The 24,124-nt window shown below is 73.8% G+C and carries 4 protein-coding genes; all 4 read right to left on the bottom strand.

What is annotated here, in order from left to right; all coding sequences use genetic code 11:
• Positions 1-21,009: an amino acid adenylation domain-containing protein gene (locus ACZ6S4_RS41110; protein WP_465480087.1), complete on the bottom strand. Its 21,009-nt coding sequence runs from the start codon at positions 21,007-21,009 to the stop codon at positions 1-3.
• 65 nt (positions 21,010-21,074) lie between these two features.
• A complete protein-coding gene (locus tag ACZ6S4_RS41105) occupies positions 21,075-22,058 on the bottom strand; it encodes a D-alanine--D-alanine ligase family protein (RefSeq protein ID WP_465480086.1) in 984 nt (327 codons plus the stop codon).
• The gene (gene alr / locus ACZ6S4_RS41100) at positions 22,055-23,176 is read right to left on the bottom strand and encodes an alanine racemase (RefSeq protein ID WP_465480085.1); all 1,122 of its coding nucleotides are present in this window, start codon (positions 23,174-23,176) and stop codon (positions 22,055-22,057) included. Before alr ends, ACZ6S4_RS41105 begins: the two co-directional genes overlap by 4 nt.
• Positions 23,173-24,027 carry a S1 family peptidase gene (locus tag ACZ6S4_RS41095; protein WP_465480084.1) on the bottom strand — a complete coding sequence of 285 codons (855 nt, stop codon included), beginning with the start codon at positions 24,025-24,027 and terminating at the stop codon, positions 23,173-23,175. The genes alr and ACZ6S4_RS41095 overlap by 4 nt, the downstream gene beginning before the upstream one ends.
• Positions 24,028-24,124 lie beyond the last annotated feature (97 nt).

Here is a 24,124-nt window from a genome sequence, read left to right as displayed (position 1 = left end):
TCACCCCAGGCGTTCAGCCAGCAGCGGTCCGAGGCGTTCCAGCGTCGCCGGATCGAGCAGTTCCGAGTGCGCAACCGCCAGCGAGTGCACCTCCATGCCACCCAGCAGCGGACGCCAGGACGGCGCCGCCCGGCCGGTGAAGCCCTGTTCGGCCACGGTTGCCTCGACGAAGAAGACCTTGCCCGGGTACGCCGGATACTCCGCCGAAGCCATCAGCCGATCAGCGGCCAGATAGTTCTCGAGCACCGAAGCGATCTGCTCATCCGTCAACGTGGCCACACTCCCCCCAGCCGCACGCACGAAGCCCACCGCGTCAGCCAGAGACAGGTCGGGATCGCTCACGGCGTACCCCATCTCGGTGAGCAGGGCCGCGACCGTCGACGGCACCTCGGCCGTCTCCCGGCGTGCGTCCAGCATGCCGACGAATTCCACCTCGCGGCCGCGCGCGCTCAGCGCGGCCGCCACGCACAACGCCAGCGCCCCACCGAACGACCAGCCCAGCAGCCGCACCGGTCCGGTCGGCTGCCGGGCCGTGATCCGCGAAGCGTGCGCCGCGGCCAGCTCGGTCAGCGGCGACGGCAACGTCCCGCCGGACAACAGCGGACTCTGCAACCCGATCAGCGGGATGTCCGCCGGCAGATACCGCTTCAGCCCGGCGAACTGCCAGCTCAATCCACTCGCCGGAGCCAGGCAGAACAGCGGCGGCCGGTCACCGCCCGCGTGCAGCGTCAGCACCGGATCAAGAGCGTCCCCGGCGGGTGCGTCGTCGGCCAGCAGCCGGGCCACACCCGCGACGGTCGGCGCGGTGAAGAGCCGGGCCACCGGTACGTCCACAGCCAGCTCCCGGCGCAACGCGGTGGCGAGCCGCACCAGCAGCAGAGAGTGCGCCCCGAGCGCGAAGAAGTCGTCGTGGACGCCCACCTCGGAGACGCCCAGCACCTCCGCCACGATCCGGGCGACGGTTGCCTCGGCCCGCGACCGTGGCGACGTACCGGCGGCGGTGACGGCGATGTCCGGCAGCGCGGCCCGGTCCACCTTGCCGTTCGGCGTCAGCGGCAGCGCGTCCAGCACGTGACACACGGCCGGGATCATGTAGCCCGGCAGCGCGTCGTCCCACAGCCCGTTCGGCACCGTGCCGCTGGTCGTCGTGAGATAAGCCACCAGCCGGTCGTCGCGGGCCACCACGACGGCCCGGGTCACGTCCGGGTGCGCCAGCGCGACAGCCTCGATCTCGCCGAGCTCGATCCGGAAGCCACGCACCTTGACCTGGTGGTCGGTCCGGCCCAGATAAACCAACCGGCCATTCCGGTACGCGACCAGGTCACCCGTACGGTAAAGCCGCTCCCCGCCCTCAGCGGCGACGAAGCGGGACGCGGTCAGCGCCGGCCGCCCCAGATAGCCGCGGGTGACCTGGGCCCCGCCGAGGTACAGCTCCCCCACCACGCCCGGCGGCACCGGCTGGAGCCGTTCGTCGAGCACGTGCACCGAGGTCCCGGGCAGCGGGCGCCCGATGGTGCCGTCCCAGTTCGCGTCGACGTCATCGCGGGTGGCCCACACGGTGACCTCGGTCGGGCCGTACAGGTTGACCACCGCCGCCGTCCGCGCGACCAGATCCGCCGCCAGCGAGACCGGCAGGGCCTCGCCACCGACCAGCGCCCGCACTCCGGACAGGTCCACATCGGACGACTCCAGCAATGCCGCCCACAGTGACGGGGTCGCCTGCATCGTGGTGACGCGCTGCTCCCGCAGCAGTGCGGCCAGCAGCAGCGGGTCCCGGACCTGAGCCGGCGAGGCCAGCACGACGGTCCCGCCGGCGAGCAGCGGACCCATCAGCTCCAGCACGGAGATGTCGAAGGACAGCGTGGTGACCGCGAGCAGGCGGTCATCACCCCCCAGCGGTACGGCGGCCAGGAACGTCGCCAGGTCCCGGTGGGTGACGACAACGCCCTTGGGCCGCCCGGTCGAGCCGGAGGTGTAGATGACGTACGCGGCGTGCTCCGGCCGGATCCGCACCGGCGGCGCTGCGGCGGACACCGCCTCGGTCAGCTTGACGGTTGGCACACCGTCGAAAACCGTGTCACCGATGACGGCGGCCGGTCGCGCGTCCTCGACCATGAAAGCGAGTCGGGCGGCCGGGAACGCCGGGTCGAGCGGCAGGTATGCGGCGCCGGCCTTGGCCACGCCGAGCACGGCGACGACCAGGTCGGCCGAGCGGGGCAGATTGATCCCGACGATGCTCTCCGGACCGATCCCCCGCGCCACCAGCAGCGCGGCGACGGCGTCGGAGGCCCGGTCCAGCTCGGCGTAGCTCCAGCTCACCCCGTCGGCAACGAGCGCCTCGCCCTCATGCCGGGCAAGCGCGGCAAACCACGGCCGGTCCGCATCCACGTCGGCGGTCGGACGCTTCGCGCCCACAAGTCCAGCACCCGACGAGGCCAGGCCGGCGGAGGCCGCGGAAGCGGAGGCCACCAGGAAGCCGGTGTCCGACGAGGCGTTCAGGAGGCGCAGCTCCTGCCGGTCGTCGTCGGTCAGCAGGTCGGCCTCGGCGACCAGCTGCGCCGGATCGGCGGCGAAAGCGCCCAGCAGCCGCACCAACCGGTCGAGCAGACGCCGAGCGGTCTCCGGCCGGAACCGGCCCGCGTCGTACTCGCAGGTGACCTCGACCCCGTCGGCGCCGCCGTCGATGAACGTGACGTTCAGGTCGACCTTGGGGTCGGCCGCCACCTCCGGGGCCGGCAGCACCGGCAGCCCGAGCACCTCGCCGCCGTCCGCCGGCCGGTGGAAGTAGCCGATCATCGCCTGGAACAGCGGGTTGCGCCCGGCCGCCCGCGGCGGGTTGACCAGCTCCACGACCTGCTGGAACGGCACCGCCGCGTGCTCGAACGCGGCCAGGTCGGCGGCGCGCACCCGGCGCAGCAGCTCGGCGAAGGTGGGCTCGCCGGACAGGTCGGCGCGCAGCACGACGGTGTTGACGAAGAAGCCGATCAGATCGTCCAGGGCGGCGTCGCCGCGGCCGGAGGTGGGGCTGCCGATCGGCACGTCGGTGCCCGCACCGTGCCGGGAGAGCAGCGCGGCCAGGGTGGCGTGCAGGGCCATGAAGAGGCTGGCCGACTCGGCGCGGGCGATCTCCCGCAACGGATCGATCAGCTCGGCGGGCAGGGTGGCGCGGACCAGACCGGCCGTCCGGCGGCCCGGCCTGCGCGGGGCATCAGTGGGCAGGGTGATCTCGTCCGGCAACCCGCTCAGGGCCGTACGCCAGAAGTCCAGCTCGGCCGGGTCCTCCTGCAGGGACAGTGCGTAGTCGGCGTACTGCACCGGCAGCGGGGTGAAGGCCGGCGCGTGGCTTTCAACGCGGGCGAGGTACGCCGTGCTCAGGTCGCGCAGCAGCGGGCCGTCGGACCACTCGTCCATGGCGATGTGGTGCAGCACCAGCGCCAGCACCGAGCTGTCGCCCTCCTCGTTGACCCCGGCCCGGATCGGCAGGTCGGTGGCCAGGTCGAAGGGCCGGGCGACCAGTTCGTCGACCGGCACGCCGACCAGCACCGGGATGGTGGCGGGCGGGTCGGCGATGTGCTGGGCCGAGCCGGAGATCAGCGTGCGCAGCACCTCGTGCCGGGACACCACGTCGGCCAGGGCGAGCGACAGTGCGGGCACGTCGATCCGGCCGGCCAGGCGCAGCACCAGCGGATAGTTGTAGGCGCTGGAGCCGGGGTCGATCTGGTCGAGCAGCCAGAGCCGCTGCTGCGCCGGGGACAGCGGCAGCACGTCCGGCCGGGTCCGCGCGGCCAGGGCGGCCCGCGCCGGGCCGGCGGTGGCCCGGGCCAGGCGTTCGGGGGTACGGGCATCGAAGAGCACCCGCAGCGACAGGTCCCCGCCGAGCTCGGCGCGGATCCGGCCGAGCAGCCGCAGCGCGGTCAGCGAGTGCCCGCCCGCGTCGAAGAAGTCGTCCTCGACCCCGAACGACGGCAGGCCCAGCACTTCGGCGAAGAGTTCGCACAGCCGGCGCTCCCGGTCGTCGGCGGGCGGCCGGGACTCGGTGGTGACCGGGGTGGGTGCGGGCAGCGCGGCGGTGTCGAGTTTGCCGTTCACGGTCAGCGGCAGCACGTCCACGACGGCGTACAGCGACGGGACCATGTAGGACGGGAGGCGCTCGGCCAGGGCGGCCTTCACCTCGGCCGGGGTAGCCGTGCCGACCAGGTAGGCGTGCAGCGCCCCGTCGCGGGCGAGCACCGCGGACTGCCGGACGCCGGGCACCGCCGAGACAGCCGTCTCCACCTCGCCCAGTTCGATCCGGTAGCCGCGGATCTTCACCTGGTCGTCGGTGCGGCCGAGGAAGTCCAGGTTGCCGTCGGCGCGTTCGCGGACCAGGTCGCCGGTGCGGTAGAGGCGGGTGCCGTCCGGCCCGGCGACGAAGCGGGACGCGGTCAGGCCCGGCTGGTTCAGGTAGCCGCGGGCCAGGCCGGCGCCGGCGATGTAGAGCTCGCCCGCGACGCCGGGCGGGACCGGTCGCAGCCAGGCGTCCAGGACGTGGCCGGTGGTGTTCCAGATCGGCTTCCCGACGGTGGCGGTGACGCTGTCGTCCGTACCCCCGCCCAGGGTGTTGATCGTGTATTCGGTCGGGCCGTAGAGGTTGTAGCCGGCCACGCCCTCGGTGTCGCGCAGGACCGCCCAGAGCTTCTCGGAGACGGCCTCACCGCCGAGCAGCACCAGGCACGGCCGGTGGTCGCCGTCGAGCAGCCCCTCGTCCAGCAGTGCCTGCGCGTACGTCGGGGTCAGGTTGACCACGTCGACCCGGTGGGCCGCGCAGTAGGCGACCAGGGCCCGGCCGTCGCGGCGCAGTTCCTCGTCGGCGACGTGCACGTGGTGGCCCTCGACCAGCCAGAGCAGTTCCTCCCAGGACATGTCGAAGGAGAAGCTGACCGTGTGCGCGATGGTCAGCACCCGGTCGCCGGCCGCCGCCACGGTCGGCGCGAAGATCGCCTCGCGGTGGTTGAGCTGCATGTTCGTCAGCCCCCGGTACGGCGTCACGACCCCCTTCGGCCGCCCGGTGGACCCCGAGGTGTAGATGACGTACGCGGGCCGGTCCAGCCGTCCGGGCGTACCCGGGGCGAAGTCGGCCCGCCACGGCTCGCCGACCTCCTCATAGAGCCCGGCCAGCGACTCCAGCACGACCAGCGGCCGGGCGTCGTCGATCATGTCCTGGCGCCGCTCGGCCGGCAGGTCCAGGTCCAGCGGCAGGTACGCGGCCCCGGCGCGCAGCACCGCGAACAGCGCCACCACCATCTCGATGCCGCGCGGCAGGGCGAGCCCGACGATCGTCTCCGGGCCGGCCCCCAGCGACCGCAGTCCCCGGGCCACGGCACTGACCCGCCCGTCCAGCTCGGCGTAGCTCAGCGTCACGCCGTCGTGGGTCAGCGCGGCCCGGGCCGGGGTGTTCGCGGCCTGCTCGGCGAGCATCTCCGCGATGGTCAGGTCGGGGATCTCCGCGCTGTGCCCGAGCAGGGCCGGCGCACCGGACAGCGGCACGGCGGCCACCGGCGCGTCGGCGTCCAGGGTGTGCAGCACCTCGGCGAACCGGTCGAGCAGGGACCGGGCGTCGGCCTCGGCGACCACGTCGGAGCGGTACTCCAGGCGTACCCGTAGCTGCCGTCCCGGGGTGACCACCCAGGTCAGCGGGTAGTGGGTGGCGTCCACGGCCTCGATGTCGACGATGCCGTGCTCGGTCTCCAGGTCGGTGAACGTGTCGTCGTCGAGGAAGTTCTGCAGCACGTACAGGCTGTCGAAGAGCGGGCCGCGCCCGGCCGCGCGCTGGATGTCGCCCAGGCCCAGGTATTCGTGCGGCATCAGGTCGATGCGCTCGGCCTGCACGCGGCGCAGCACGTCGCGGACCGGCTCGGCGGCGGCGAAGGTGACCCGCTGCGGCACGGTGTTGAGGAAGACGCCGACGACCTCCTCGATGCCGTCGAGTTCGGTCGGGCGCCCGGCGACCGTGGTGCCGAAGGTGGCCTCCGTGCGGCCGGAGGCGTGCCCGAGCACGAGCCCGAGCGCGGTGCTCAGCACGGCGTTGAGGGTGACGCCCGCGGCCCGCGCCTGCTCGGTGAGCCGGGCGGTCTGGGCCTCGGTGAACTGCACGCCGAGGCTGGTCGCGAGCACCGGCTGGGTGCCGGCCGCCGCCGGGTAGAGGATCGTCGGCTCGCCCAGCCGCTCGGTCCAGGCCCGCTCGGACGCCTCGTTGTCCTGCCGGGCCAGCCAGGCCAGGTAGTCGGGGAAACCGGCGCGGGGCCCGGGCACCGGCCGGCCGGCGTACGCGCCGAACAGGTCCCGCAGCACCAGCTCGCGCGACCAGCCGTCCCAGAGCAGCAGGTGGTAGGTGAAGAGCAGCCGGTCCCGTCCGCCGGGCCGCCGCACCACGGTGAGCCGGGCCAGCGGCGGCCGGGCCAGGTCGAACGGCCGGGTCCGGTCGGCCGCCACGACCTCGGCCAGGCCGGCCTCGTCGGTTTCGACGACCGCGATCGTGGCCGGGACGTCGGTGCCGAGGATGGCCACCGGCTGCTCGCGGCCCTCGTCGGTGAAGGCCAGCCGGGTGGCCGGGTGTGCGCGCAGGACCGCCGCGAAGGCCCGTTCCAGGGCGGGCACGTCGATCCTGTAGTTCACGTCGAAGGCGTTCTGGGCCAGGTAGACGTCCGCGTCCCCGGCCAGCTTGGCCTGGAAGAACAGCCCGTCCTGCAACGGCGACAGCGGCCATTCCTGCTGCGCGGCGGCGAGCGAGGCCGCCCAGCCGTCGGCGATCGCCCGGGTGGCGTCCAGGCCGAGACCCTCGTCGGCGTAGGTGAAGACCGCGTGCAGCTCCCGGCCGCGGATCCAGACGTTCACTTCCAACAGGTACGGCGTGACGTCGTCGAGTCGTACCTTGATGTCCTCGTCCGCGGGCGACCAGTCCGTGGTGTCCTCGGTGAAGCGTCCCAGATAGTTGAAGAGCACCTGCGGAGTGCCGAGCCGGGCCAGCGCTGCCGCTGACCGCGGGTTGACGTACCGCAGAAGGCCGAAGCCCAGCCCGTCGCCGGCGGGTTCGGTGGCGGGCAGGCGCACCGGGGAGACGGAGGTGAACCAGCCGACCGTCCGGGACAGGTCGGCATCGCCGAGCGGCTCGCGGCCGTGGCGTTCCAGGTCGACCACGAGATCGGCCTCGGCACCTCGCCACTGGTTGACCGCGGTGTGCAGCGCGGCGAGCAGCTTGCCGGTGACATCGCCGCTGAGCAGGGCCGGGTCCACGGGGATGCGGACCTCGTGGTCGCGGGTCGGGCCGCCCGGAAGCGCTTCCGGTACGAGTTCGCCCCCCGGCGCGAGGGCACGCTGCCAGGCCGGGAACTCGGCCAGGCGAGACGCGCTACCCGCCTCCTCGGTGAGCAGTCGCGCATACGTGCGAAGCGACGTGCCGACCGGGTCGAGGGTGCGTCCCTCGTAGGCCTGGCGCAGGTCCTCGGTGATGATGTGCCAGGAGACGCCGTCCACCACCAAGTGGTGGGCGACCAGCAGCAGACGGCCCTGGGCGTCCGGTCCGCCGTCGAAGAAGACCGCTTCGAGGACCCGCCCGGCGTCCGGGTCGAGCCGGGCGACGGCGTCCTCGGCCGCCTGCTTGATGACGGCGGGGTCGATCCCGTCCACTGTGGTCAGCGTGACTCCGCCGGTCGCGGTGACCTCCTGGGACCAGAGCATCGGTGCCGGGCGGCGCAGCCGCAGGCGCAGCGCGTCGTGTCTTTCCACCACAGCGTCCAGCGCTTGCTGCAGGCGGGCCACGGTCGCGCCGGGCGGGGTGCGCAGCAGATCGGACTGGTGCACGCGGCTGACATCGCCGCCCAGCTCGGCCAACCGGTGCACGATCGGCAGCAGCGCCACCTCACCGACGCCGTCACTCGGCGCGGCCACCGGGGTGTGCTTCGCGTCGGTGGCGGCGAGCGCCGCGGGGGTGCGCTTGACGAACACGTCGCGCGGGGAGATCCGTACGCCGCTGCGCTTGGCCCGGTTCACCAGCTGGATGGCAACGATGCTGTCGCCGCCCAGGGCGAAGAAGTCACCGTCGGCCGGCACCGGCACGCCCAGCACCTCGGCGAACAGCTCCCGCAGCGTGGTGACCGCGGGCGGCTCGTCAGCGGCGGCCGGCACAGCCCGGGTCTCAGCGGCCGGCGCGGGCAGGGCCTCGCGGTCGAGCTTGCCGTTGACGGTCAGCGGCAGCGCGTCCAGCGTCACGAACGCCGCCGGGACCATGTAGTCGGGCAGGGTCGTGGCGAGGTGCGCGCGGATCGCGTCGGCGTCCGGCCGGGTGCCGGCGCGGGCGACCAGATAGGCGACCAGCCGGCCGTCCCGCACGATCACGGTCGCGTCGGAGACGCCGCCCAGCGCGAGCAGCGCCGCGATGATCTCACCCAGCTCGATCCGGTAACCGCGGATCTTCACCTGGTGGTCGGAACGGCCCAGGTAGACCAGCTCGCCGTTCTCCCAGCGGGCCAGGTCACCGGAGCGGTAGAGCCGGCCCGGCCCGAACGGGTTGGCCACGAACCGGGACGCGGTCAGCGCCGGCCGGTCCAGGTAGCCGCGGGCGAGCTGGTCACCGGCCACGTACATCTCGCCGGTCACGCCCTCGGGCACCGGCTGCAGGTACGCGTCCAGCACGTGCACGGTCAGGCCGGGCAGGGCGGTGCCGATGACGCTGGGCCGGCTCACGTCGTCCGGGTGCAGGGCGCGGAACGAGACGTGCACGGTGGTCTCGGTGATGCCGTACATGTTGATCAGCTGGGGGGTGGTGTTGCGGGCGTACCAGGCGACCAGGCGGGACAGGTCCAGCGCCTCGCCGCCGAAGACGACGTAGCGCAGCGGCAGCCGGTCCGGCTCGGCCGCGTCCGCCTCGATCAGCGGGTAGAACGCGGACGGCGTCTGGTTGAGGACCGTGACGCCCTCGTCGCGCAGCAGGGCCCGGAAGCGCTGCGGGTCGCGGGCCACGTCGTGCGGGACGACGACCAGCCGGCCGCCGTACAGCAGCGGGCCCCACAGCTCCCATACGGAGAAGTCGAAGGCGTACGAGTGGAACATCGTCCACACGTCGTCCGGGCCGAAGCTGAAGTGGCGCTCGGCCGCGGCGAACAGCGCCAGCACGTCGCGGTGGGTCACCACGACACCCTTGGGTTTGCCGGTCGAGCCGGAGGTGTAGATGACGTACGCCGCGTTCGCGCCGCTCAGGGCCACCTGCGGGCGGGTGTCCGGGCGGCCCGGCGCGTCGACCGGCACACCGCCGTCGCCGAGCAGGCAGACCGGTGCGGCGTCGCCGAGGATGTACTCCTGCCGGGCGGCCGGGGCGCCCAGGTCCACCGGCACGTAGCAGCCGCCGGCCTTGATCACGGCGAGCAGCGCCACGATCAGGTCGGCGCCCCGGGGCAGGGCGACGGCGACCCGGGACTCCGGGCCGACGCCGCGGGCGATCAGCTCATGGGCCAGCCGGTTCGAGCGGACCTCCAGCTCGGCGTAGGTCAGGGTGCTGTCGCCGGCTGTCACCGCGACGGCGTCCGGGCGGTCCAGGCACAGGTGGAGGGTGGTGTCACGAACCTCGATGGTCTCGCCACCGGTCGCTGCCGCACCCAGGTCCAGGGTGGACACCGGCTGGTCGAGCCCGTCGGTGAACTGGTCCAGGATGCGGTGCACGAGACCCGCCAGCCGTTCCGCGGTCGCCGCCCCGATCGCGACGTCGTACTTGATCTCCAGCGTCAGGTGGTCGCCGGGGAAGGCGACCAGCGACACCGGGTAGTGCGGGGAGTCCGTACCCGTGAAGCCGCGCACGCCGAGGCCCTCGGCGTCGCCGCCCTCGACGGCCGGGAAGTTCTCCACCACCACCATCGAGTCGAACAGCTCCCGCACCCCGGCCAGCCGGTTGAGCTCGGCCAGGCCGACCTGCTGCACGTCGAGCACGTCGGTCTGCTGCTCCTGCAGCCGGCGCAGCACGTCACCCAGCGGCTCGTCCGGACGCCAGGCCATCGGCACCGGCACGGTGTTGATGAGCAGCCCCACGATGGTCTCCACGCCGCTGAGGTCGCCGCCGCGGCCGGAGACCGTGGAGCCGAAGACCACGCGATCGCGGCCGAGCAAGCGGCCGAGCAGCAGACCCCAGGCGCCGTGCACGAGCGTGCTGACGGTGACGCCGTTGGCCCGGGCGACCTCGGCCAGCTCGCGGCTGCGGGCGAAGACGGCGAAGGCGCTGTCGTGGTGCGACACCGTGGTGAGGTCCGGGTACAGGGCGGTCGGCTCCACGCCGGCCAGCGCGGTGGCCCAGGCAGCGCGGGCGGCCTCGCGGTCGCGGGTGACGACGGACTCCACGTGGTCGCGGAAGGTCGCGGCCGGGGCGGGCAGCTCCCGCCCGTGGTACGCCGCCACCACGTCCGAGAACACCAGCGGGTACGACCAGCCGTCGGCCAGGATGTGGTGCATCGTCTCGATCAGCCGGTGCTCGGTGGCGTCGAGCGAGACCAGCGCGTACCGCAGCACCGGGGCCTGGGCCAGGTCGAACGGCTGGGCCAGCTCGGCCGCGGCGATCTCGGCCAGGCGCTCGGGGCTGTCGGCGACGTACTCCCGCCACGGCACCTGCACGTCGGCGGCGATCACCTGCACGATGCGCCCGTCGCGCAGCTCCCGGAACGAGGCCCGCAGCGCGTCGTGGCGGCGGACGGCGGCCTCGACCGCACGGCGCAGGCGGGCCGGGTCGACCGCGCCGGTCAGCTCGGCGATCTGCTGCACCGCGTACGTGTCCACCTCGGCGGTCACCGAGTGGAAGTACATGCCCTCCTGCAACGGCAGCAGCGGCAGCACGTCGGTGGCGCCGGCGAACGCGTCCACGTCGTCCTGGGTCAGCGTGACCAGCGGGAAGTCCGACGGCGTGTGCCCGCTGACGTCGGCGGCGGCCAGCTCGCGCAACGCTGCCATCCACTGCTCGCCCAGGGCGATGACCCGGTCCTCGCCGAGGATGCCGGCCGGCCAGGACAGCGTCGCGGTGAACACGTCGCCGGTGGCGTGCGCGTTGATCTCCAGCGGCATCGCCGGGTTGGCCGGGTCGACGCCCTCGCGCAGCGGCGCGGCGGGACTCCAGTCGCCACCGCCCTCGGCGCCGAAGCGGCCCAGGTAGTTGAAGAGGATCTGCGGCGCCGGGCCGAAGTCCTCGTCGTGCAGCCAGCGCAGGTGGCCGTACCCGATGCCGTCGGCCGGCACCGCCCGCAGCTGCTCCTTGATCGCGCGGGCCGCGGCGGCGACGTCGCCGTCCGGCCCGGGGTCGAGCCGCACCGGGTGGATGGCGGTGAACCAGCCGACCGTGCGGGACAGGTCGAGGTCGCCGGTACGGCCGTGGCCCTCCAGGCTGACCAGCACCGGCGCGTTCCGGCCACGCCAGCGGTTGACCGCGACGGCGAGGCCGGTGAGCAGCACGTCGTTGACGCCGCCGTACAGGGCGGCCGGGACGGTCGACAGCAGCGGGACGGTCACGTCGGCGGGCAGGCTCACCGTGATCGAGCGGACCGTGGCGGCGGTGTCGACGGCCGGGTCCACGGGCCGGTCACCCAGGTCCGGGCCCGGGTCAGCCAGGGTCGCGCGCCAGAAACCGGCCTGATCGGAGTAGTCGGCCCCGGTGGCGGCGAAGGTGCGGAACGACGCACCGACCTCGTCCAGCGCGACCGGCCGGCCGGCCCGGACATCGGCCCAGGCGCGGGCCAGGTCGCCGGTGATGATCCGCCAGGAGACGCCGTCGATGACCAGGTGGTGGATGACCAGCGTCAGCTTGCGGCCGGTCCAGACCGCTTGCAGCATGATCCCGCGGGCGGGGTCCAGCCGCCGGATCGCCTCGTCCTCGTCGGGGGCGAAAAGGTCGCCGGCCCGCAGGCCGGGCGGCGGCACGTGCAGGGTGCCGTCGAAAGTGGCCCGCAGCAGGTCGTGCCGGTCCAGCAGCGCCTGCAGGATGGTCTCCAGCTGCGCGCGGGTCATTGCGGCCGGGGTGTGCCAGGCCATCGACTGGTAGAAGTGGCCCAGCGGGGTCGCCGACTTCACCGTCTCGGCCAGCATCGGGGTCAGCGCGATGTCGCCCAGACCGCTGTCGGTGCGGACCTCCACGGTCGCCGCGGGCAGCGCGGCGGCGAGCGCCCGCACGGTACGGCGGCGGAACACGTCCCGCGGCGTGACGTGCAGCCCGGCCTTGCGGGCCCGGCCGGCGACCGCGATCGAGGAGATGCTGTCGCCGCCGATGGCGAAGAAGTCGTCGTCGATACCGACCTGCGGCAGGCCCAGCACGTCCGCGTAGATGCCGCAGAGCAGGCTCTCCCGCTCGTCGCGCGGGCCCCGGGCAGCCGACATGACCGGGGTGCCCGGGGGCAGCGCGGCGGTGTCGAGCTTGCCGTTCACGGTCAGCGGCAGCACGTCCACGACGGCGTACAGCGACGGGACCATGTAGGACGGCAGGCGTTCGGTGAGCGCGGCCCGGACCTCGGCCGGCTCGACCGGGCCGACCAGGTAGGCGACCAGCTTGCCGTCGCGGGCCAGCACGGCGGCCTGGCGGACGCCCGGTACGGCGGCGACCGCACTCTCCACGTCACCCAGCTCGATCCGGTAACCGCGGATCTTCACCTGGTCGTCGCTGCGGCCGAGGAAGTCCAGGTTGCCGTCGGCGCGTTCGCGGACCAGGTCGCCGGTGCGGTAGAGGCGGCTGCCGTCCGGCCCGGCGACGAAGCGGGACGCGGTCAGGCCGGGTGCGTGCAGGTAGCCCCGGGCCAGGCCGGCGCCGGCGATGTACAGCTCGCCGACCACGCCGGGCGGAACGGGACGCAGCCAGTTGTCCAGCACGTGGCCGCGGGTGTTGAAGATGGGCTTGCCGACCGTGGGGGTGGTGCTGTCGGCCGTACCCGCGCCCAGGGTGTTGATCGTGTATTCGGTGGGGCCGTACAGGTTGTAGCCGGTCGGGCCGTCCGGGTCGCTGAGCCGGGACCAGACCGCCTCGGTGACGGCCTCGCCGCCCAGCAGCACCAGCCACATCCGGTGCCCGTCGAGCAGGCCCTCGGCGAAGAGGTGGTGCGCGTACGTCGGGGTCACGTTGATGACGTCGATCCCGCGCGAGTGGCAGTACGCGACCAGCGCCGTCGCGTCCCGCCGCAGCTCCTCGTCGCAGACGTGCACCTCATGCCCCTCGACCAGCCAGAGCAGCTCCTCCCAGGACATGTCGAAGGAGAAGCTCACCGTGTGCGCGATCCGCAGCCGCTCGACGCCGGCCGCCCGGGCCCGCGCCACGGTCGGGTCGAAGATCTCGGCCCGGTGGTTGAGCTGCATGTTCGTCAGCCCCCGGTACGGCGTGACGACACCCTTGGGCTTGCCGGTGGAACCGGAGGTGTAGATGACGTACGCCGGCCGGTCGAGCCGGTCGCCGGTGAAACCGGGGTGGGTCACCGGTCCCTCGTCGCGGGCCAGGCCGTCCAGCGCGGTCAGGACCAGCAGCGGCCGGGCGTCGTCGATCATCTGCTGGCGCCGCTCGGCCGGCAGGTCCAGATCCAGCGGCAGGTACGCCGCCCCGGCCCGCAGCACGGCGAACAGCGCGACGACCATGTCGACGCCGCGCGGCAGGGCCAGCGCGACGATCTGCTCCGGCCCGGCACCCCGGGCGACCAGCCCACGGGCGACAGCGTCGATCCGGGCGTCCAGCTCGGCGTAGGTGAGCTGCTGCTCGCCCGCTACGAGCGCGACCGCGGCAGGGGTGCGCCGGGCCTGCGCCGCCAGCATCTCCGCGATGGTGATGTCCGGAACATCCTCGTCTCTTCCCCGCAACGAGGAGGCTGCCAACGGGATCGCGCCGGCCGCGACGTCCAGGCCGTCGGCCAGCGTCCGCAGCACGGTGACCAGGTCGTCCACCATGGACCGGGCGGTCGCCGCGGTGATGACGTCCGGGCGGTACTCGAGCTTGATCCGCAGATTCGCGCCCGGGGTGAGGACCCAGGTCAGCGGGTAGTGGGTGGTGTCGGTGTACTCGACGTCGACGATGCCCTGGGCGGCCTCCAGGTCGGCGAAGGTGTCGTCGGCGAGGAAGTTCTGGAGCACGTACAGGGTGTCGAAGAGCTGGTCGTGGCCCGCCGCGCGCTGGATGTCGCCGAGGCCGAGGTACTCGTGCGGGGCCAGGTCGAGCCGGTCCTGCTGGGCCCGGCGGGCCAGCTCGACGACCGGCGTGCCACCGGTGGCGGTGACCCGGGCGGGCACGGTGTTGAGGAACAGCCCGATGACGTTCTCGACGCCGGGCAGGTCGGTCGGGCGCCCGGCGACGGTGGTGCCGAAGGTGACGTCGCCGCGGCCGGTGCGGTGGCCCAGCACCAGGCCCAGGGCAGCGGTGAGCACCGAGTTCAGCGTGACGCCGGCCCGGCGGGCCTGTTCGTTGAGCCGGGTGGTGACGCCGGTGGGCAGCGCGGCCAGGATGCGGTCGGAGAGCACCGGTTCGCGTCCGACGGCCTCCGGCACGACGATGGTCGGCTCGTCCAGCACTGCCTTCCAGGCGGCGGCCGAGGCGGTGGTGTCCTGCGCGGCGATCCAGGCCAGGTAGTCGGGGAAGCCGGGGCCGTCGAGCGGCAGGGCCCCGCGGGTGCCGCGCGAGTCGTACAGGGCGAACAGCTCGCGCAGCACCAGCTCGCGCGACCAGCCGTCCCAGAGCAGGAAGTGGCAGGTCAGCAGCAGCCGGTCGGTGCCGTCCGGCTTGCGGACGACGGTGAGCCGGACCAGCGGGGGCGCGGTCAGGTCGAACGGGCGCTCACGGTCCTCGGCGGCGATCAGCTCGGGGTCGCCGGCGAGCACCGTGACGACCGCGGGCACGCTCGGGCTGACGGTCTGCATCGGGCGTGGATCCCCGATGAAGCTCACCCGCAGCGTCGGATGCCGGTCGAGCAGCGCGGCGAAGGCCAGCTCCAGGGCCGGCACGTCGATGCGCCGGTCCAGGTCGAACACGTTCTGGGCGATGTAGGTGCTGGCACCGTCGGAGAACGTGGCCTGGTAGTAGACGCCCTGCTGCAGCGGCGAGAGCTCCCACACCTCGGCGGCCGGCGCGCTGTCCGGCTCGGTGACCGGCTCCTCGCCGGTGGCGGCGATCGCGGCGGCGGTCCGGGTGCGGAAGATGTCCTGGGTGGCGAGCACGATCCCGTCCCGGGCGAGCAGGTTGACCAGGCGGATGGCCGAGATGCTGTCCCCGCCGGCGGCGAAGAAGTCGTCGTGCACGCCGACGGAGCCGACGCCGAGCACGCTCGCCAGGCGCTCGCAGACCAGGGCCTCGCGCGGCGTGCGCGGCGGGGCGGCCACGGTGGCGGCCGGGTCGGGCAGCGCGCGCCTGTCCCGCTTGCCGTTGGGCAGCAGCGGTACGGCGTCCAGCACGGTCACCGTCGCCGGCACCAGATACCCCGGCAGCTCCTCGCGCAGAGTGGCGAGCAGGCCCTGCGGGTCGAGGTCCTCGCCGACCACATAGGCGTGCAGGCTCTTACGGCGGGCGACCGCGACCGCCTCGCGGACCCCGAGGCGGCGCAGCAGGGCCGCCTCCACCTCGGCCAGCTCCACCCGGTGCCCGTTGACCTTGACCTGGTCGTCGTTGCGCCCCAGGAACTCCACCGTGTCGCCGAGCCAGCGGCCCAGGTCGCCGGTGCGGTAGAGCCGCTCGCCGGGCGTGAACGGGTCGGCCACGAACCGGGCCGCCGTCGCACCGCCCTGGCCACGGTAGCCACGGGCCAGCTGGACACCGCCGACGTACAGCTCACCGACGGCACCCGGGGCGACCGGTTCGAGGGCGGCGTCGAGCAGGTGGATCCGTACCCCGGGCACGGGCCGGCCCAGGGTGACCGGCTCCCCCGCGGTGACCACTCCGGCCAGCACGTCGCCGGTGTTCTCCGAGGCGCCGTAGGAGTTGACGACCGTGGCACCCGGCGAGGCCGCCACCAGCGCGGCGACGGTGTCCGCGTCCAGGGCCTCACCGCTGGTGATCCACCGCTGCAGCCCGCGGACCTGGTCCGGGGCGGTCTCGGCCAGCGCGGCGGCCAGGCTCGGCACGGCGAGCAGCTGCGTCGCGCCGGACTCGGCGACGAGCCGGGCCAGAGCCGCGCCGTCGGCCGCCGCGGTCTCGTCCGCGACGACGACGGTGGCCCCGGCGACCAGCCCGCCGAGCAGTTCGGTGGTGCCGTCGATGAAGCTCATCGAGCTCTTGGCCACCCGCACCTCGCCGTCCCAGGCGTCGCGGGCCCAGGCCAGCCGGTTGGCCAGGCCGGCGTGGGTGCCGACGACGGCCTTGGGCCGGCCGGTGGAGCCCGAGGTGTAGACCACGGACGCGGCGTCATTTCCGTCCAGCGGCACCGCCGGCGCGGCCCCCCGAGCGGTCCGGACCCGGACGGCCGGCAGCTCGTGCGGGGGCAGCGTCCGCGCACTCGGGTCATCGACGAGCACGCAGACCGGTGCCGCGTCCTCGAGCATGAACTCGATGCGGGCGGCCGGATAGCCCGGGTCCACCGGCAGGTACGCGGCCCCGGCGCGCAGCACGCCGAGCAGCGCGACCGGCAGCTCGGCAGTACGCCGGGTGGCGACCGCGACGACGTCACCGCGCCGCACCCCGGCCGCGTGCAGTGCGCCGGCCACCTCGCCCGCACGGGACCACAATTCGGCGTAGGTGAGCTCCACCGCGCCGGCCCGCACGGCGGTCCGGGTGGGATCAACGGCGGCGATCATGTCCGGCACGGTTGCCGTGGCCGGCGCGGGAGCACCCGTCCCGAGAGCCAGCACGGCAGCCCGCTGCACCGCCGACAGCAGGTCGAGGGCGGCGACCGGGCGGGAGGCGTCGGCGGCGATCGCGGTCAGCACGCGGACGTACTGCTCCAGCAGCAGCTCGGCGGTCTCCGGGGCGAGCCGGTGGGTCAGGTCGACGGCGATGGTGTCGCCCGGCTTGACCATCAGCGTCACCGGGTAGTGCGGCGCCTCGACCACGCGCATCCCGGCGATCCGCAGGTCACCGCCGGCGGGTGCGGCGGCGGCCGGGTAGTTCTCGACCACGACCAGGGTGTCGAACAGCTCGGGCAGGCCCAGGCGGCGCTGGATCTCGGCCAGCGCGGTCTGCTCGTGTTCGACCACCTCGCGCTGGCCCGCCGCGAAGCCGCGCAGCACGTCGGCCAGGCTGTCGGCGCCGGTCCAGCGGACCCGGGCGGGCACGGTGTTGATGAGCAGGCCGGCGATCGCGTCGATGCCGGGCAGCTCGACGCCGCGGCCGGACACCGTCGAGCCGAACACCACGTCGGTGCGGCCGGTCACCCGGCCGACGAGCACACCCCAGGCGGCGGCGAGGACGTTGCTGACGGTGATCCCGTACGCGCGGGCGACCGCCTGCACACCGGCACCGTCGACGGTGGCGGAGAGACGGGCGGCGGGGGCATCCGCGCCGGGCGCCAGCAGGGTCGGCTCGTCCACGCCGTCGAGCAGGCGCGCGAAGGCCTCCGGGTCGCCGGTGCCGCGGTGGGCCAGGAAGTCACGGTAGGCGGGAGCGGGCGGCAGGGACTGGCCGGCGTACAGGGCGAGCAGGTCGTTGAGGATCAGCGGGACAGACCAGCCGTCGGCCACGATGTGGTGCACGGTCTGCACCAGCACGTGCCGGTCGGCGGCCACCCGGACCAGGGCGTAACGCATGCCGGGCGGACGGGCCAGGTCGAACGGCTCCGCCCGCTCCGCGGCGGCCACGGTGTCGACGTCATCGGTGACGACCAGCCGCCACCGCAGCTCGGGGCGGGCGCCGACGACGGCCACCACGTCGCCGTCGCCGACCGGGCGGAAGGCGGCGCCCAGGTTCGGGTACCGGTCGAGGAGCTCCCCGGCGGCGCGGCGCAGCCGTTCCCCGTCCAGCGGCCCGTCCAGTTCGATGAGCTGCTGCACCACGTACGGGTCGGCGCCCGGCGAGTAGGTGGCGTGGAAGTACAGCCCGGCCTGCAGCGGGGTCAGCGGCAGCACGTCGGTCACGTCCGCACCGAGCGCGTCCACATCGGCCTGGCTCAGGCTCACCAGCGGGAAGTCCGACGGCGTATGCCCGCTGATGCCGGGGTCAGCGGCGATCGCGGTGAGCAGCTCGACCCAGCGACCGGCGATCTCCTCGGCCCGAGCCCGGGTGAGCACGCCGCCGGCCCAGCTGAAGGTGGCGGAGAGCGCGGTGTCGACGGTGACGGCGTTGACCTCCAGCGCCCGCGGCAACGGCATGCGCGGATCCCGCCGCTCGACCACTTCCTCATCCGCGCCGAACCGGCCCAGGTAGTTGAAGAGCACCTGCGGCTGCACGGCGAGCTCCGGCCGGGGCGCCAGATACCGCAGAGCGCCGTAGGACAGGCCGTTCGCCGGCACCGCCCGCAGCTGCTCCTTGACCGCCTTCACCGCGGCCGTGAGGGAGCGCCCGGTGACGTCCAGCCGGACCGGGAAGAGCGTGGTGAACCAGCCGAAGGTGCGGGACAGGTCCAGGTCGACCACGTCCTCCTCACGGCCGTGCCCCTCCAGCTCCAGCAGCAGCGGCGCGTCCGGGGAGAGCGCCAGCGCCAGGGCGGCCACGAGGGCGTCGTTGACGCCGCCGTGGATGGCCGCGGGCACGGTGCTGAGCAGCCGCTCGGTGACGCCGGTCGGCAGCGTGACGGTCAGCGTCTCCTCGGTGGCCACGGTGTCCCGGGCCGGGTCCAGCGCCCGGCTGCCGAGCAGCGGCACCGGCTCGGCCGCGACCGTCGCCCAGTGCGCCTCGTCGGCACTGAAGTCCACTCCGGACAGAGCCGTGGCCCACTGCCGGTACGAGGTCGGCGCGGGCGCGATCGGCAGCCCGGTCCGCAGATCCTCGGCCAGCACGCGCAACGAGACCCCGTCCACGACGACGTGGTGCACGGCCACGATCAGCTGCCCGGCCTGCTCGTGGAAGGAGAAGGCGACCATCCGGTCGGTGCTCAGCCGCGCGGCGGTCGCGTCCAGGTCCTCGCCGGCCCGGACGACGTCACGGGCGGTGACCGACCCGACCGGGGCGACGGTGAGCACCGCGCCGTCGAGCGAGGCGCGCAGCACGTCGTGCGCGGCGAGCAGCCCGTCCACCAGCTCGTGCAGCTCCGGCAGCGTCAGGCCCTCCGGGGTGCGCAGCGTGACGGCCTGGAAGAAGCCGTCGGTCGCCGAACCCACTTCGTCCAGCCAGGCGACGATGGGCGTCGGCGGGACCGGCCCGGTCGGGTCCACCGAGGTGGTCTCGGGCTCGGCAGCGGACGCGACGACCAGGGCGAGCGCGGCGGGCGTGGGGTTGGCGAACAGGTCCCGGGCGCGCAGCGCGAAGCCGGCCCGGCGAGCCGCGCGGACAGCCCCGATGGCGACGATGCTGTCCCCGCCGAGTGCGAAGAAGTCGTCCTCGGCGCCGACGGTGTCCAGGCCCAGCACGGTGGCGAAGACCTGGCAGAGGGCGGCCTCGGTGGGCGTGCGCGGGGCCCGGGAAGCCGGTCCGGCCAGTACGGGCGCGGGCAGCGCGCGGCGGTCCACCTTGCCGTTGGGCGTCAGCGGGAACGCGTCCAGCAGCACGAACGCGGACGGGACCATGTACTCCGGGAGCCGGTCCGCGCACCAGCCGCGCAGCTCGTCCGGGCTGGTGGGGGTGGTCGTGACGGCGTACCCGACCAGGTGCCGGTCGTGCACGACCACGACGGCCTGGCGCACCGCCGGGTGGGTCGCGACGACCGCCTCGACCTCCTCCAGCTCCAGCCGCATGCCGCGGATCTTGACCTGGTTGTCGGCCCGGCCGACGAACTCCAGGGTGCCGTCACCGTGCCACCGGGCCAGGTCACCGGTGCGGTACATCCGCTCGCCCGCCGCACCGAAAGGGTTGGCGACGAACCGGGCGCCGGTCAGCGCGGGCGCGTTGACGTAGCCGCGGCCGAGCAGGAAGCCGGCGGCGTAGAGCTCGCCGGTGACGCCGACGCCGACCGGGTTCAACTCGTCGTCGAGGACGTAGAGCTGGGTGTGCGGGTTGGGCCGGCCGATCGAGGTGGCGATCCGCTCGGCCGAGTCGCGGTAGATCACGTGCGAGACGCCGATGGTCGCCTCGGCGGGCCCGTAACCGTGGTAGAGCGTGGTGCTGAGCTGGGCGCGGAACCGGTCGAACAGCTCCGGGGTGAGCACCTCGCCGCCGCACCAGACGTGCTTGAGGCCGTCCAGCAGGTGGGTGCCGCGGGCCAGCTGCAGCAGCACGTCCAGCATGGACGAGACCAGGTAGACGAAGGTCACACCCTCGGTGGCGATCAGGTCGAGCAGGTACTGCGGGTCCCGTTCGCCGCCGGGCTCGGCCACCACCACGTAGCCGCCGGAGACCAGCGGGAGCAGGATCTCGTTGACGCTGATGTCGAAGGACAGCGGCGCCTTGAACAGCGAGGCGTCGCCCGGGCCGAAGTGCAGCACGTGCTCGACCTGCCAGCGCAGCCGCTCGGCGATGGCCTCGTGCCGGATCATCGCGCCCTTCGGCGTGCCGGTCGAGCCGGAGGTGAAGATGACGTAGGCCAGTTGACCCGGCGCCACGGGGATCTCCGGGTCCTCGGCCACACCCGGCGGCAGCTCGGTCAGCACAAGCTCGGCCCGGGCCTCGGCCAGCACCTGCTCGCGGCGCTGGGCGGGCCAGGCCGGGTCGACGGGCACGAACGCGCCGCCGGCGGCCATGACCCCGAGGACGGCGATGACCATGTCGGCGGAGCGCGGCATCCCGATGCCGACCACGTCCTCGGCCTGGACGCCCTGCTCGCGCAGGTGCCACGCGACCGCATAGACCCGGCCGCTCAGCTCCCGGTAGGTGAGCCGGGTCTCCCCGGCCACCAGGGCCAGGGCATCGGGGGTACGCCGGGCCTGCGCGGCGAAGTCAGCGACCGCGGTCGAGGTGGTCGCCGGCCGCGTGTGGTTGTTCCACCGCGCGAGAAGCTCCTCGACACCCTGCAGCCCTGCCGTCATCTGATCTCGCCCTCCGATGTGGACGCCCTGCCGGGCGCGCGTCACCGACGCGAGATTAGGTTAGCCTAACCTCTGGCTTCGGTGGGTCGGGGCCGGGTGACGCCGGCCACCAGCAGGTCCAGCAGGGCGGCGAAGGGAATGCCGGCCCGCTGCCAGATCTGCGGGAACTGCGACTCGGCCGTCATGCCCGGGAACGTGTTGACCTCGTTGACCACCGGCTCGCCGGATCCGCCGGCCGGCAGGAAGAAGTCGACGCGCAGCAGACCGCGGCAGCCGAGCGCCCGGAAAGCCTGCACAGCGCGTTCCTGCAGCAGCTTCGTGGTCGCGGCGTCGAGGACAGCGGGGATCTCGAACGCGGCGCCGCCCCGGTACTTGGCGTCGTAGTCGAAGAAGGTCCGTTCCGTCACCGTGATCTCCAGCGGCGGGCCGGCCTCGACCCGGCCGTCGGGGTGCTCCAGGACGGCCACGTCGATCTCCCGCCCGGTGATCGCCCGCTCGGCCAGAACCTTGTCGTCGAAGCCGCGGGCCAGGCGCACGGCGGCCGGGAGGTGGTCCCAGTCGCGGACCTTCGTGACGCCGAGGCTGGACCCGGCGCGGGCCGGCTTGACGAACACCGGCAGCCCGATCCGGCGCAGCTCGGACAGCGGCAGGTCGTCACCGTCGATCGTCACGCTCTCGGCCACGCGCATCCCGTCCGCGGCGAGCAGCTTCTTCGTCACGATCTTGTCCATGCCCGCGGCGCCGGCGAAGACCCCGTTGCCGACGTACGGCACCCCCAGCCACTCCAGCAGGGCCTGAAGCCGGCCGTCCTCGCCGTACGGGCCGTGCAGGGCCGGGAACACCACGTCCTGATCGCGCATCACCCGCAACGCCTCGGGCAGAGCCACGGGCCGGCCGCCGACCTGCCATCGCCCGTCCTGCTCGATGAGGACCTCGGTGACCTCGTACCGGCCGGGGTCGAGGTGGGCCAGGATGCTCGCCGCCGAGCCGCGGGACACCGCATGTTCGCCGTTGCGTCCGCCGTAGACCAGTGCCATCCGGGTTCTCACAGTGCTGCCTCTCCGTACCGGTAGGTCCGTCTCACCCGGGCGCCGATGCCCGTCAAGATCTCGTGGGGGCTGGTGCCGGCCCAGCGGGCCCAGTCCGCGACCGTCGGCGCGGCGCCGGCGGGACCGAAGACGGCCACCGGGTCACCGACCGCCACCGGGAGGTCACCGGCGTCGATCACGCACTGGTCCATGGCGATACGGCCGACGACCGGGCACCTGCGGCCGTGTAGCTCCACCTCGGCCCTTCCCTGCGCCGCGCGGGGCACCCCGTCCGCAAAGCCGAGCGGCAGGAGCGCGAGGGTCGTCGGCCAGCTGGTGACGTGGTCCGGCCCGTACGAGACGCCGGTGCCTCGACCGACCCGCTTGACGTTGACCACGCGCGATCGCAGCGTCATCGCCGGGCGCAGACCGGCCGTTCCAGCGCCGAGCGGATCGATCCCGTAGAGCGCGATCCCGATCCGGCAGAGGTCGTATCGGGCGGCGGGTGCGGTGAGCGCCGCCGCGGAGTTCGCCAGGTGGGTCAGCTCAGGGTCGAGGCCGGCCGCGCGGGCGACCCGTAACGCTTCGTCGAAGGCCGAGACCTGCCGGGCGACGCTCACCGAGCCCGGCGTCTCGGCGTCAGCCAGGTGCGACCACACGCCACGGACCCGCAGGCTGCCCTCCCGCTCGTACTTGCGGGCCCAGCCGGTCAGTTCGGGCCAGTCGTGACCCGCGGCCCCGTTGCGGGAGAGTCCGGTGTCGGCCTTGAGCTGGACCACCGCCCGGACCCCGAGCCGCCGACCGGCCGCAGCCACCGCGTGCAGGTGCGGCACGGTCGAGACGCCGAGATCGACGCGGGCGGCGATCAGCCGGCCGAAGTCCTCGTCCGGGGCGTGCAGCCAGCTCAGGATCGGCGCGGTGAGCCCCGCCGAACGCAGCAACAGCGCCTCGGCCGAGGAGGTCACGCCCAGCCAGCCGGCGCCCGCGGCGACCGCGGCGCGCGCGACCGCAACCGCGCCGTGCCCGAAACCGTCGGCCTTCACCACCGCCATCAGGTCCGTGCCGGCGACCGCCGCCACCCTACGGACATTGGCCGCCACCGCCGCCAGGTCGACGACAGCCTCACCGAGGGAACTCATCGCCGGCGCCACCGCACCACGAGCACGACGGCCACCAGCGCGGCGAGAGCGCTCAGGCTGTAACCGACGAGGTGGCGGTCGCCTCCGCGGGTCGTCTCGGCGATCCAGTCGGCGAGATTGTCGGTCCGCGCGCTGAAGTCCGGCCCCGGGTGGGGGCACCGGGGCCCGCCGCTGACCACGGCCACCAGGACCGCGGTCCCGTCCCGCTGCTGCCGGAAGTACGGCCCGCCGGAGTCGTGCGGGCACGGGCTGGTGTCCGCGCGCGGCGCCTGGCCGGAGGTCTCGATCAGCGAGTCGCTCGTCCGGCCGACGACGAACTGCCCGGTCTGGAGCCGTTGCGCCGGCTCGGAGCCGTCACCGGCGGTCAGGCCGTACCCGGTGAGCCGGACGACCTCGCCCACCGTGGGCGGTGCCGTGCCGACCCGCAGCGGGGTGATGTCGGTGACCGCCGGGTCGATCTCGGCCAGCGCCACGTCGGCGCCCTCGGCCTGGCGTACGGCGACGACCTCGGCCTCGTGCCCCTCCCCGCTGCTCAGGTCCGCGCGCCCGATGGTGGCGGTGGTGCGGTCGGCCACGGTCCGGCTCACCCGGCGCCCGTCGGCCGTACGGAAGCAGTGCCCCGCGGTGACCACCCAGCGGGGCGCGACCAGAGCCCCGGAGCACGAGCTGTCCCGGGTGCCGGGGCCGTCGGTGGGCAGGCCGGTCATGGTCAGCAACACCGTGAACGGGTAGGTGCCGGCGTCCACGTCCTCTCCGTACGCGATGGCGGAAGCCGGCTGTGCGCTCACCGGTGCGGCGGTCAGCGCCACGACGATCAGGACCGCGGTGAGACATCGACGGACAGATCTCATGGGATGCCATGCTGCGTAAGCGCCCGTCCGGCGGACGTCAGCACGGTCCTTATGGAATCTTTATCCCTGCTGTGCCAGCCTGGCGGGCGGTCACGGA

The organism is Actinoplanes sp. NPDC051405, assembly GCF_055586185.1.
Note: the sequence above shows the minus strand (reverse complement) of the source record. Positions and strands in the feature narration are given on the sequence as shown.